Raw genomic sequence first — 12,138 nt, 5'->3', positions numbered from 1 at the left:
GCTACTCCGGCTTGAAGTCGATCGACTTCAACAAGGCGCCCACCCGCTCGTAGTCCGCGCGCAGCGCCTTGCCCATCTCGTCGACGCTGCGCGGCTGGCCCGGCTCGAAGCCCACCTCCGCGAGCCGCTCCTTCACGCCCGGCTGCGCCAGCGCCTTCAGCGTCGCCTCGCGCACCCGCTGCTGCAGCGCGGCGGGCACGTCCGGCTTGCTCCACAGGCCCATCCAGGCCACCGCCTCCAGCTGCGGATAGCCCAGCTCGGCGAAGGTCGGCACGTCCGGCAGCAGCGCCAGCCGCTTCGGCGTGCTGACGGCGAAGGCCTTGATGCGGCCGCCCTTGAGCAGCGGCAGCGAGGTGGCGACGCCGTCGAACATCAGCGGCACGTGGCCGCCCATCACGTCCTGCAGCGCCGGCGTCGAGCCCTTGTAGCCGACGTGCACCAGCTCGATCTGCGCGGCCTTGTTCAGCTGCAGGCCGATCAGGTGCGACAGCGTGCCGGCGGTGTACGACGCCACGTTCAGCTGCCCGGGTTTCGTCTTCGCGTAGGCGATCAGCTCGGGCAGCGTCTTCGCCGGCACCGCGGGGTGGCCCACCAGCACCAGGCCACCGCGTGCCAGCTCAGCCAAGGGCACGAGCTCCTTCGCCATGTCGAGCTTGCTCTTCACGATGTGCGGGATCTCGCTGACGAGCGAGTTCACCGCCACCAGCAGCGTGTGGCCGTCGCGTGGCGACTGGCTCAGCTCGTTGACGGCCAGGATGCCGCCGGCGCCGGGCTTGGGCTCGACGATCACCGGCTGGCCGATGTCCCGGGCCAGGTGGTCGGCCAGCAGCCGCGCCAGGATGTCGGCCGAGCCGCCGGGCGGGCCGGCGACGAGCAGGCGCACCGGCTTGTCGGGCCACTTCGGGCTCTGTGCCGCGGCGGGCAGCGGCAGCAGCGTGCTGCAGGCGGTGGCCAGCGCGGCGGCGAAGGCCAGCCGGCGCCGGGTGCGGACGGAGTCATTGGGGTTCATGCAAGCCTTCCTGGCGGGAAAGGAGGGGATCACGGCAGCCAGCGCACGAGCGCCAGCACGAGCAGGGCGAGAAACACCGTCTCGCCGAGCATCAGCGCCACCGGCTTGAAGCCGACGGTCGCCAGGTCCTTCAACTGGGTCTTCATGCCGATCGCGGCGATGGCGGCCACGAGGCACCAGCGCGAGACGTCGTTGCCGAACGCGGTGACCGCCGGCGGCAGCCAGCCGGTGCTGGCCACGCCGACCAGCACCGCGAAGCCGACGACGAAGCCCGGCAGCAGCGGCGGTCGCGGGCCGGCGGCAGCCGCATTGCCGGCAGCGTCGGCCGGGCTCTGCCGCTGCGTCAGCAGCACCGCGAAGACGATCACCGGCAGCAGCATCGCCACCCGCATCAGCTTGACGAAGGTGGCGACGTCGCCGGTCTGGTGCGACAGGCTGTAGCCCGCGCCGACCACCTGCGCGACGTCATGGATGGTGCCGCCGAGGAACACGCCGGCCGCGCGCTCGTCCAGGCCGAAGGCGCGCACGACCATCGGGTAGACGATCATCGCCAGCGTCGACAGCGCCGACACGCCCACCACGGTGAACAGCGTCGCGCGCTCCTTCTGCGGATGGGCGGGCAGCGCGGCGGCCAGCGCCATCGCCGCGCTGGCGCCGCAGATCGCGGTGGCACCGCCGCTGAGCAGCCCGAACAGCGTGTTGAAGCCGAGCGCGCGCGCGGCCAGCATCGACAGCCCGATCGTCAGCACGACCGAGACGAGCACGATGCTCACCGGCGTCACGCCCAGCTCGGCGATCTGCGCCAGCGTGATGCGCAGGCCCAGCAACGCGACGCCGATCCGCAGCACGGTGCGGGCGGTGAACTCGATGCCGGCGGCACAGGGCGCGTCGGCCGCCGCCGGGCCGCCCCGGGGCGGCTGGTCCTCCTCGAGCGGACCGGCCCGCAGGGCCGCTGGCGACTGCGACAGGAAGTTCATCGCCAGCCCGAGCAGCAGCGCGAACAGCATCACCGGCGCGCCGTAGTGCTGCGACAGGAAGGTGGCCGCCGCGGCGACGACGATGCTGGCGAGCACGCCGGGGAACAGCGTCTGGCCGCGCACGCGCCAGGCGCCGGGATCGAGGGTGGCGCTGGGGGCTGTCTTCATGGGTTGCCAGCGTACGCGCAACGGCCGCCCCGACCCCCCTGCCGAAGAGGGGGCGAAGGCGATCGCCGCACCAGCGTCAGGCCGTCGCCAGCAGGTGCTCGCCGAACTGCTCGCGCAGCCGGTTCTTCTGCACCTTGCCGGTGGCGCCGAGCGGGATCGACTCGACGAAGACCACGTCGTCCGGGGTCCACCACTTGGCGATCTTGCCCTCGTAGAAACGCAGCAGGTCCTGCCGTGTCAGCTGGGCGTCGGGCTTCTTCACCACCACCAGCAGCGGCCGTTCGTCCCACTTCGTGTGCTTCGCGGCGATGCACGCGGCCTGCGCGACGCCGGGATGGGCCAGCGCGATGTTCTCCAGGTCGATCGAGCCGATCCACTCGCCGCCGGACTTGATGACGTCCTTCGCGCGGTCGGTGATCTGCATGAACCCGTCGGGATCGATGGTCGCGACGTCGCCGGTCGGGAACCAGCCCTTGCCGTCCGCATGCGCCAGCGGGTCGCCGCCCTCGCCCTTGAAGTAGCGCGACACCACCCACGGCCCGCGCACCATCAGCTCGCCCGAGGCCTGGCCGTCGTGCGGCAGCTCGCGGCCATCGTCGCCGACGATCTTCATGTCGACGCCGAATACCACGCGGCCCTGCTTGGACTGCACGGCCAGGCGCTCGTCGTCCGGCAGCGCGAGCTGCCTGGGCTTCAGGGTGCAGGCGGTGCCCAGCGGGCTCAGCTCGGTCATGCCCCAGGCATGCAGTACCTCGACGGCGTAGCGCTCCTGGAAGGCGCGCATCATCGACGGCGGGCAGGCCGATCCGCCGATGATGGTGCGGCGCATCGTCGTGAACTGCAGGTTGTTGGCCTCGACGTGCGCCAGCAGCCCCTGCCACACCGTCGGCACGCCGGCGCTCATCGTCACGCCCTCGGTCTCGAACAGCTCGTGCAGGTTGCGGCCGTCGAGGAAGGGCCCCGGGAACACCAGTTTGGCGCCGACCATGCAGGCGATGTACGGCAGGCCCCAGGCGTTGACGTGGAACATCGGCACCACCGGCAGCACGGTGTCGCGCGCCGAGCAGCTGAGGCCGTCCGGCAGCGCCGCGGCGAAGGTGTGCAGCAGCGTCGAGCGGTGGCTGTACAGCACGCCTTTCGGGTGGCCCGTGGTGCCGGACGTGTAGCACAGCGACGACGCACTCTGCTCGTCGAACTCGGGCCAGGTGAAGTCATCGTGCTGCGCGTCGACGAGGTCCTCATAGCACAGCAGGTTCGGGATGGCCGACTGCGCCGGCAGCCGCGCTCGGTCGGTCATCGCGACGAAGGCCCGGATCGTCTTCACCCGCGGCGCGATGGCCTCGATCAGCGGCAGGAAGGTCAGGTCGAAGAACAGCACCTGGTCCTCGGCATGGTCGGCGATCCACACCACCTGGTCCGGGTGCAGGCGCGGGTTCAGCGTGTGCAGCACCGCGCCCGAGCCGGACACCGCGTAGTACAGCTCGAGGTGGCGGTAGCCGTTCCAGGCCAAGGTCGCCACGCGGTCGCCGAAGCCGATGCCCAGCGCCTTCAGCGCATTGGCCATCCGGCGGGCGCGGCGGCCCAGGTCGCGGTAGGTGCAGCGGTGGAGGTCGCCCTCGACGCGGCGCGAGACGATCTCGCGGTCGCCATGGTGGCGTTCAGCATGGGTGAGCAGGCTGGAGATCAGCAGCGGCTGCTGCATCATCTGTCCGAGCATGATGGACTCCGTTGGAATGAGACGTCAGGCGGCCGCACGCTGCGGCAGCGGGGAAGCCGGCGCAGCGGCGCATGCGTCGAGCGCGGCGGCGGTCTCGGCCGTGGCGTCCGCGCAGCGGCGCAGGTCGCCTTCATAGGTCGCCGTGCCCCGCCAGAAGGCCCCGGCGGCCAGCACGCTGAAGGCCGGCATCACGGCGAGCGCGGTGTTCAGGTCGAAGCGGTCGGACAGCAGGCCGGCGATGAACGGACCGGCGGCCAGGCCGAACAGGTTCTGGAACAGCGCCAGCACCGAGGCGCCGGTGGCCCGCACGCCGGGATGCACGACGTCGATGACGATGGCCGACACCGGGCCGACGCTGCAGGTCATCAGCAGGCCGCCGACGGCGATCAGTGCGTACTGCTGGCCGGCGGTCAGCAGCACGCCGAGCTTCGGCAGACCGAAAGCCGCCACCAGCACCACCAGCGACACCAGGCACAGCGTCGCCAGCAGCTGCAGCTTCGCGCGCGGCCGGCGGGCACCGGCGCGGTCCACCACGGCGCCCCACAGCACGCTGCCGACCGCGCCGCACAGCACCACGCCGGCGGCCATCACCGCGGCGCGCGCTGGCTCGATGCCGTGCACGCGGTTGAGCCAGCTCGGCAGCCACGACCACACGGCCGAGACCACGACCAGCTGCGCCGCGCCGCCGATGCACACCCACAGCATCGTGCGCGACTGCAGCAGGCGCTGCGCGATGGCGCGCATCGTCGCGGTGGCCGACTGCGTCGCGCGCTCCAGGCGCGGCGTCAGCGCCACCGTGCGGTAGTCGCGCACCTTCAGGTACAGCAGCGCCAGCAGCAGCCCCGGCACGCCGACGACGCCGAAGGCCGCCTGCCAGCCCCAGCGCGCGGCGATCAGACCGCCCAGCATCACGCCGAGCACCGAGCCGATCGAGGCCGACGCGAAGAAGCCGGCCAGCAGCGCACCGCGCAGCCGCGCCGGGAAGTGGCTGGCGATCAAGGCCGCGCCGACCGAGCCGTAGCCGGCTTCGCCGAGGCCGACCATGGCACGCGCGGCCAGCAGCTGGCCATAGCCGCGCGTGAACATGCAGGAGATGGTGGCCACGCTCCACACCGCGGCCATCGCGACGATGCTCTTGACGCGGCTGGCGCGGTCGGCGAACAGCGCCACCGGCAGCGCGCCGAGCGCGACGGTGATCGACACCACCGAGACCAGCGCGCCGAGCTGCTTGTCCGACAGCCCCCAGTCGCGCTTCATGTAGGGGAACAGCGAGACGATGACCTGGCGATCGACGTAGTCGACCACCATCAGCCCCAGCGTCATCGAGAAGGCGAACCACGCGGCGCCGCGGCCGTGCAGGTACTGGTCGGGGTTCGGGCGGCCGGGTGCGTCGTGCAGGTTCATCGCACGCTCCTTTCGGGCGTTGGCAGGCGGGGCGGGCTCAGGGCACCAGCACGGTGGCGCCGGTGGTGCGGCGCGATTCGAGCGCGCGGTGCGCCTCGGCCGCGTCGGCCAGCGCGAACACCTGGCTCGGCTCGCTGCGGATGTGGCCGGCCCTGACCAGGCCGAACAGCTCGTCGGCCATCGCCAGCATGTTGGCGCGCGGCATCGCGTAGTGCACCATCGCCGGCCGCGTGACCCACAGCGAGCCCTTCATCGCCAGCTGCATCGTGTCGATCACCACCGGGCCCGAGCTGGTGCCGTTGCTGACCAGCGAGCCGCGCGGCTGCAGGCTGTTCAGCGAGGCTTCCAGCGTGTCCTTGCCGACCGAGTCGTAGACCACCGGCACGCCGCGGCCTTGCGTGATCTCGCGCACCTGCTTCGGGATCTCGCGCGCCAGTTCCTCGGGCGTCAGGCCCCCGGTGACGATCACGTGCGCGCAGCCGTGGGCCCGCGCCACGGCCGCCTTCTCGTCGGTCGACACGGTGCCGATCATCGTGACGCCGAGCGCGCGCGCCCACTGGCAGGCGACCAGGCCGACCCCGCCGGCCGCCGCGTGGTACAGGATGGTCTCGCCGCCGGACAGCGGGTAGACCTGGCGGAACAGGTACTGCGCGGTCAGGCCCTTCATCATCAGCGTGGCGGCCGTGCTGTCGCTCACATCGGAAGGCAGCGGAATCAGCACCTCCGCCGGCATCAGCCGCACGTCGCTGTACGCGCCCTGCGGCCCCAGCAGGTAGCCGACGCGGTCGCCGGGGCGCACGCAGTCCACGCCCTCGCCCACCGCCTCGACGAGGCCGACCGCGTCCGAGCCCAGCCCGTTGGGCAGCGGCATCGGGTAGCGTCCGGTGCGGAAGTAGATGTCGATGAAGTTCACCGCCACGTAGCTGTGGCGCACGCGCGCCTGGCCGGGGCCGGGCTCGCCGACCTCGACGGTCTGCAGCGTCAACACCTCGGCACCGCCGGTCTCGTGCAATCGGATGGCGTGGGCCATGGTCTCGTCTCCTGGAGTGTTCGGTCGTGCTCAGGCCGTGGCGGCCGGCACGTTCGTGAAGTGCTCGATGAACAGCTCGGCCAGCGGCCAGCGGCCGTGGCCGGAGGCCGGGTTCAGGTGGCCGACGTGGCCCATGTCGACGAGCCGGCTGTTCCAGCACCACGCCAGCTCGGCGGTGCGCTCGAAACCCGCCAGCGGGTCGTTGCGGCTGGCGATCACCAGACTGTCGAAGGGCAGCGGCACGCGCGGCACCGGCAGCCAGCCGCCGGCGCGCAAGGCGGCGAGCGTCGGATAGCCGTCGGGCAGCGGGCGCTCGAAATCGGGCGGCGTGGCCAGCAGCGCGCCCTGGATGGCGCGTGTCGTCTGCCGCGCCCAGTGCGCCACCATCACGCAGCCGCCGCTGTGGGCGACGATGATCAACGGGCCGTCGATCGAGCACGCCGCCGCGTCGATCGCCGCGACCCGCGCCGCGCAGTCCAGGTCCTCGCGGCCCATCGGCGGCACGCTGACCACCGGCCGGCCGGCGAGCGCCAGGTCGGCGGCCAGCAGCGTCTGCCAGTGGCCTTCGACGTGATCGCGCAGCCCCGGCACGATCAGCACGGTCGGCTGGCGGGCCATGGTCACGCCACCTGACGCAGGTAACCCTGCTGCCGGCCCTTCGGGTTCGGCGCGAAGCCGTTGGCGGCCAGCGTCTCTTCGACGCTGTCGTAGAACACGCCGATCTTGCAGATCTCGCGCGCCTCCTTGCCGGTGGCCACCTCGCGGCCGAACTCGCGCGCGATGCGCACCAGCTGCTCGATCTGCTGCACCGTGCCCATCTTCGCGGTACGCGCCTGGTTCCACAGGTTGTCCTCGATGCCGCAGCGCACGTGCAGGCCGAGCGCCATGCCGATCATGTTGATCGGCAGCACGTTGCGCATGCTGCTCTCCACCGTCAGCACCGCGCCGTCGGGGATCGCGCGCAGGAAGTTCGACAGGTTGTAGACGTTCGGCGCGTCCATGCCGCCACTGATCGCGACCCAGTTCATCACCAGCGGGCCCTTGTAGACGCCGCGGCGCATCAGCCGCTCGACGGTCTCGTAGCTGTTGATGTTGTAGAACTGGAACGCGCTCTGGATGCCGCGCGCCGACAGGCGCTTCACGTGCTCCTCGATGAAGCCCGGGCCCGAGGGCACGACCATCTCGCGGTAGGCGGCGCGGTTCTGCGGCTCGGCCAGCGAGGTGCCGGCGACGTCGGCGGCCTCCATGTGCTCGAGCACGTTCATCTGCGTGGTGTTGACGGTCACCGTCACCTGGTCCGGCTTCGGGTCGAGCTCGGCCAGCATGTGGCGGGTGTCGTCGCTGAGCCACTTGGCGTCGGCGCCCTCGCCTTCCGGCGCGAACGAGATCGAGCCGCCGACCTGGATGATCATCTCGGGCACGGCCTTGCGCACGCCGGCGATCAGCTCGTTGAACTTCGACAGCCGCTTGGACCCAGAGCCGTCGAGCTCGCGCACATGCAGGTGCAGCACGGTGGCGCCGGCGTTCCAGCAGTCCACCGCCTTCTGCACCTGTTCTGCCATCGTCACCGGAATGTCTTCGGGGAAGTCCGAGGGGATCCACTCGGGGCCATAGGGCGCGGCGGTGATGACCAGCTTGTCCTGGTTCTCGGGGAACAGCGATCCGTCGAGGAAGTTCATGGTGGCTGCGTCTTTCGGAAGTTGGGGTTCGGGGAGGGAGGCGTCAGAACGGCGTGTCGCCGACGATGCCCGCACGTTCCATCTTTCGGTGGCACGGCGGGTAGTCCATCACCGCGTAGTGCTGGGTCGATCGGTTGTCCCACATCGCCACGTCGTTGCGGCGCCAGCGCCAGCGCACCTGGTACTCGGGGATCAGCGCCTGGCTGACGAGGTACTGCAGCAGCGCCGGCGCGCCGTGCGTGTAGTCCTGGCCGACGCGCACGTTGGCCGGCGTGTGGAAGTTGGTGAAGTGCGTCGTGAAGGCGTTGACGAACAGCACCTTCTCGCCGGTCTCGGGATGCGTGCGCACGACCGGGTGTTCGGCATCCGGGAACTGCGCGTGCAGCGCCAGGCGCTTGTCGACCGGCATCGCGGCGCCGAAGCTGGCCTCGATGCTGTGGCGGGCGCGCAGGCCGGCGATCTGCGCCTTCACCGCGTCCGGCAGGCGTTCGTAGGCCAGCACCATGTTGGCCCACATCGTGTCGCCGCCCACCGGCGGGCATTCGACGCAGCGCAGCACGCAGCCGAAGGGCGGCTTCTCGCGCCAGGTGGCGTCGGTGTGCCAGGCGTTCTCGTAGCGGTCGTTCGGCGTGTCGGGCGACTTGTAGATGCGCACCAGCCCCGGATGCTCGGGGTCGCTGCCGGCCACCGGGTGGTCCTCCAGCTCGCCGAAGTGGCGCGCGAAGGCGACGTGCTCGGCACGGTGAATGTCCTGGCCGCGGAAGAACAGCACGCGGTGCTTCAGCAGCAGCGCGCGGATCTCGGCCATCGTGCCGGCGTCGCGCGCGGCGGCGCCCAGGTGCACGCCGGACACTTCGGCGCCGATCGCGCAGGTCAGCGGTTCCGCGTGCATCGAGCCGAGCGAGGCGGCGCGCACGACCGCGGGCATGGCAGAGGCGGCGATGGCGGCCGGGGCGGTGGAGGAGGACATCACGCGGGTCTCCGGATTCGAGGGGTTGATGTCATCGTAGGAAGACACCCCCTGCCGGACCCCCCCATCGCGGAGGGGGGGTGCGGCGCTCGGCGTGCGCTCCCGAACAGACCCGCGGCGGCGTTGCGGCGCACAGTCGCCCATTGCAGCAGTGAGGCGGCCATGTCGCGAACACCCCGCAGGACCACCGACGAGCGCCAGGACGCGGCCGCGCAGGAGCTCTTCACCAGCGAAGGCGCACCCGCCGCGCCGTCGGCCGCCGACGACCAGGAACGCCGCATGAAGACGCTGCTCGTCAGCTTCGACGGCGCGCAGTACCTGTACAACGGCTTCCGCTACGACCACCTGGCGGATGCGATGGCCTATGCCAGCCTGATGGTGTCGCGACCGCAGTTCGAGCGCAGCAACACCTTGCTGGCGCCCGCGGCCTTCAGCCCGCCCACCGATGCGCAGCGGACCCTGATGGGCACGCTCGGCGTCGAACTGGTCGATCGCATCTACCGCTTCGAAGGCTACCGCTACGACCGGCTGTCGGATGCCCTCGCCTACGCCCGGCAATCACAGGCGGCGCCGCGCCGCCCGGACGCCGAATGACGGCCGGGGCGGCACGACGTGCCCGTGGGCGGCCCGCCGCAGACTAGATCCATGTCAAGTGCGGCGGCCCCCCAGGCGAGAGGGGGGCCGCCGGCGTTGGCGGCGAACGACGCCACGCCGCCCGGCGCGCCGGGCCCGACTGCCGAGAACGCCGCTTTGCGGCAAGATGCTCCGGATGGCCCCCAGCGACCGCAGCACCGAAGAACGGCGGCTGGTGCGCGCGTGCTCGGCCGTCGGCCTGCTGGCGCTGCTGGCGCTGCTGGCGCTGGCCGTGATGATGGCCGCGCCGCCGTTCACGCAGTGGTCGCACGAAGGCACCAGCATGCTGTCGGTGCACCTGGCGCTGGAGCTGGTGGCGGTGGTGGTGGCGGCGCTGATCGTCGCCGTCGGCTGGCATGCCTTCGAGGGCGATGGCGCCGGCGCCGGGCATGTGCTGATGGCCGGCTTCCTCGTCGTCGGGGTGTGCGACCTCGTGCACGCGCTGACCTACGCCGGCATGCCGCCGCTGCTCGGCCCGGCCTCGACGCCGCGGGCGATCTTCTTCTGGCTGATGGGGCGCAGCGCCGAGGTCGCCACGCTGGCCGCGCTCGGCTTCGGCCTGCGGCTGCCGCGGCGTCCCGCGCTGGTCGGCGGGATCGCCGTCGCGGCCGCCCTCGTGGCCTGGGGTTCGTGGACGCCACTCGCCTTCCCGACCACCTTCGTCCCGGGCCAGGGCGTTACGCCGTTCAAGGCCGGTTACGAGGTGGCGCTGTGCGCGGCCAACCTCGCCGTCGCCGTGCTGCTGTGGCGGCGCGCGCGGGCCGGCGGCCGGCCGCAGTACTACCTGCTGGCCACCTCGGCCTTCGTCGTCGGCATCGGCGAGCTGGCGTTCACCGCCTATCTCGAACCGTCGGACTTCGAGAACATCTTCGGCCACCTGTTCAAGCTGGCCGGCTACGCGCTGCTGTACCGCGCGACCTTCGTCGCCAGCATGCGGCGGCCGTTCGACGCGCTGCGCGACAGCCGGCGCCGCATCGCCGAGCGCGAGCAGCAGCTCGACGCGGTGGTCGGCGGCACGCTGGACGCGATCGTCACGGTCGACGCCGGCCAGCGCATCGTCGTCTTCAACCGCGCCGCCGAGGCGCTCTTCGGCCTGTCCGCCGAGGCCGCGATGGGCGGTCCGCTGCAGCGCATGCTGCCGCTGGCGACGGCCGACTGGCTCGACGCGCTGGTGGCGTCGCCGGCGACGGCCGACGGCGCGGGGCGCCGCGTGCGCATCGAGGGCCGGCATGTGTCGGGCGACGCGCTGCCGCTGGAGCTGTCGCTGAGCAGCGTGGGCCGCGGCGCGCAGCGCCTGACCACCGCGATGCTGCGCGACCTGCGGCCTCAGCAGGCGGTCGAAGCCTCGCGCCAGGCGCAAGCGGCGGCCGAGGCGGCCAGCCGCGCCAAGAGCGCCTTCGTCGCGCACATGAGCCACGAGATCCGCACGCCGATGAACGCGGTGCTCGGCTTCCTGCAGCTGGCGCAGCGCGGCGACCTGCCCGGACCCCAGCGCGCGCACCTGGCCCGCGCGACGCTGGCCGCGCAGACGCTGCTGGGCGTGATCGACCGCATCCTCGACTTCTCGAAGATCGAAGCCGGCCGGCTGGAGCTCGCGCCGACGCGCTTCGCGGTGTCCGAGCTGCTGGCGCACGTCGAGGCCATCGTCGGCGTACTGGCGCGGCAGAAGGCGCTGGACTTCGTCGTGCGGGTCGCGCCCGACGTGCCCGCCTGGCTGCTCGGCGACCGCCAGCGCCTGGCCCAGGTGCTGGTGAACCTGTGCGGCAACGCCGTGAAGTTCACGCAGGCCGGCCAGGTCGAGCTGAGCCTGTCGGCGGCGCCGGCCGACGGCGGCCGCGTGCTGCTGCGCGCCGCGGTGGTCGACACCGGCATCGGCATCGCGCCGGACCAGCTGGAGCGGCTGTTCCGGCCCTTCACCCAGGCCGACGAGTCGACGTCGCGGCGCTATGGCGGCACCGGGCTCGGGCTGGCCATCAGCCGGCAGCTGGTCGAGCTGATGGGCGGCCGCATCGCGGCGTCCAGCACGCCCGGCGCGGGCAGCGCGTTCAGCGTCGAGGTGCCGCTGCAGGCGGTGGCCGCGCCGGCGGCCGGCGAGTTGGCGGACGCCGCGCACGCCGACCCGGCGGACTGGGCGCCGCTGAGCGGCCGGCATGTGCTGCTGGTCGACGACAACGAGCTCAACCAGCTGCTGGCCAGCCACGTGCTGCGCGAGCTTGCGCACATGCGGGTCAGCGTGGCCACCAGCGGCGACGAGGCGCTGCGGCTGCTGGCGTCGACGCCGGTGGACCTGGTGCTGCTGGACGTCGAGCTGCCCGGCATGGACGGGTTCGAGGTCGCGCGGCGCGTGCGCGCGCAGCCGCACCGGCCGGCGCTGCCGATCGTCGCGATGACCGCACACGCCACCGACGAGGTGCGCCGCGCCTGCCTGGCCGCCGGCATGAACGACTACATGACCAAGCCCTTCGATGTCGATGCACTGCTGCGCACGCTGCTGCGCTGGCTGCCGGCGGCGCCGCCGGCCGTGGCCGCGTCTTCGAAGGGTTAGCCGCGG

10 protein-coding genes are annotated in these 12,138 nt (G+C 72.1%); 2 read left to right on the top strand and 8 right to left on the bottom strand.

Annotated features, from left to right (window positions below; all coding sequences use genetic code 11):
• Position 1: 1 nt before the first annotated feature.
• From P1K89_RS17005 to P1K89_RS16970, 8 genes are all read right to left on the bottom strand, one after another.
• A complete protein-coding gene (locus P1K89_RS17005; RefSeq protein WP_284617676.1) occupies positions 2–1,009 on the bottom strand; it encodes a Bug family tripartite tricarboxylate transporter substrate binding protein in 1,008 nt (335 codons plus the stop codon).
• A gap of 29 nt (positions 1,010–1,038) precedes the next feature.
• Positions 1,039–2,154 (bottom strand): YeiH family protein, encoded by a 1,116-nt coding sequence (locus P1K89_RS17000; RefSeq protein WP_284617675.1) that lies wholly within the window; start codon positions 2,152–2,154, stop codon positions 1,039–1,041.
• 76 nt (positions 2,155–2,230) lie between these two features.
• The gene (locus P1K89_RS16995) at positions 2,231–3,871 is read right to left on the bottom strand and encodes a 3-(methylthio)propionyl-CoA ligase (protein WP_284617674.1); all 1,641 of its coding nucleotides are present in this window, start codon (positions 3,869–3,871) and stop codon (positions 2,231–2,233) included.
• Positions 3,872–3,895: 24 nt separating this feature from the next.
• Positions 3,896–5,275, bottom strand: coding sequence for an MFS transporter (locus tag P1K89_RS16990; protein ID WP_284617673.1), 1,380 nt, complete (start codon positions 5,273–5,275; stop codon positions 3,896–3,898).
• Positions 5,276–5,312: 37 nt separating this feature from the next.
• Positions 5,313–6,305, bottom strand: coding sequence for a quinone oxidoreductase family protein (locus P1K89_RS16985; RefSeq protein WP_284617672.1), 993 nt, complete (start codon positions 6,303–6,305; stop codon positions 5,313–5,315).
• 30 nt (positions 6,306–6,335) lie between these two features.
• On the bottom strand, positions 6,336–6,929 hold the full coding sequence (locus P1K89_RS16980; RefSeq protein WP_284617671.1) for an RBBP9/YdeN family alpha/beta hydrolase: 594 nt from the start codon (positions 6,927–6,929) through the stop codon (positions 6,336–6,338).
• Positions 6,926–7,984, bottom strand: coding sequence for a beta-keto acid cleavage family enzyme (locus P1K89_RS16975; RefSeq protein ID WP_284617670.1), 1,059 nt, complete (start codon positions 7,982–7,984; stop codon positions 6,926–6,928). The genes P1K89_RS16980 and P1K89_RS16975 overlap by 4 nt, the downstream gene beginning before the upstream one ends.
• 43 nt (positions 7,985–8,027) lie before the next feature.
• Entirely contained in the window at positions 8,028–8,876 is an 849-nt protein-coding gene (locus P1K89_RS16970; RefSeq protein WP_284618037.1) for a TauD/TfdA dioxygenase family protein, read from the bottom strand.
• A gap of 240 nt (positions 8,877–9,116) precedes the next feature.
• On the opposite strand from P1K89_RS16970, the gene P1K89_RS16965 reads away from it, so the two are divergent.
• Both P1K89_RS16965 and P1K89_RS16960 read left to right on the top strand, forming a co-directional pair.
• The gene (locus P1K89_RS16965) at positions 9,117–9,548 is read left to right on the top strand and encodes a hypothetical protein (protein WP_284617669.1); all 432 of its coding nucleotides are present in this window, start codon (positions 9,117–9,119) and stop codon (positions 9,546–9,548) included.
• A gap of 175 nt (positions 9,549–9,723) precedes the next feature.
• Positions 9,724–12,132, top strand: a complete 2,409-nt coding sequence (locus P1K89_RS16960) for an MASE3 domain-containing protein (protein WP_284617668.1) — start codon at positions 9,724–9,726, stop codon at positions 12,130–12,132.
• The last annotated feature ends 6 nt before the right edge of the window (positions 12,133–12,138 follow it).

Source organism: Aquabacterium humicola (assembly GCF_030167915.1).
Classification (GTDB): domain Bacteria; phylum Pseudomonadota; class Gammaproteobacteria; order Burkholderiales; family Burkholderiaceae_C; genus Pseudaquabacterium; species Pseudaquabacterium humicola.
The sequence above is the reverse complement of the archived record's forward strand: the minus strand, read 5'-3'. Positions and strand labels throughout refer to the sequence as shown.

Bases quoted from the DNA above. Each gene is read 5' to 3' on its own strand.
- P1K89_RS17005 (WP_284617676.1), bottom strand. From the start codon at position 1,009: ATGAACCCCAATGACTCCGTCCGCACCCGGCGCCGGCTGGCCTTCGCC.
- P1K89_RS17000 (WP_284617675.1), bottom strand. From the start codon at position 2,154: ATGAAGACAGCCCCCAGCGCCACCCTCGATCCCGGCGCCTGGCGCGTG.
- P1K89_RS16995 (WP_284617674.1), bottom strand. From the start codon at position 3,871: ATGCTCGGACAGATGATGCAGCAGCCGCTGCTGATCTCCAGCCTGCTC.
- P1K89_RS16990 (WP_284617673.1), bottom strand. From the start codon at position 5,275: ATGAACCTGCACGACGCACCCGGCCGCCCGAACCCCGACCAGTACCTG.
- P1K89_RS16985 (WP_284617672.1), bottom strand. From the start codon at position 6,305: ATGGCCCACGCCATCCGATTGCACGAGACCGGCGGTGCCGAGGTGTTG.
- P1K89_RS16975 (WP_284617670.1), bottom strand. From the start codon at position 7,984: ATGAACTTCCTCGACGGATCGCTGTTCCCCGAGAACCAGGACAAGCTG.
- P1K89_RS16970 (WP_284618037.1), bottom strand. From the start codon at position 8,876: ATGCACGCGGAACCGCTGACCTGCGCGATCGGCGCCGAAGTGTCCGGC.
- P1K89_RS16965 (WP_284617669.1), top strand. From the start codon at position 9,117: ATGTCGCGAACACCCCGCAGGACCACCGACGAGCGCCAGGACGCGGCC.
- P1K89_RS16960 (WP_284617668.1), top strand. From the start codon at position 9,724: ATGGCCCCCAGCGACCGCAGCACCGAAGAACGGCGGCTGGTGCGCGCG.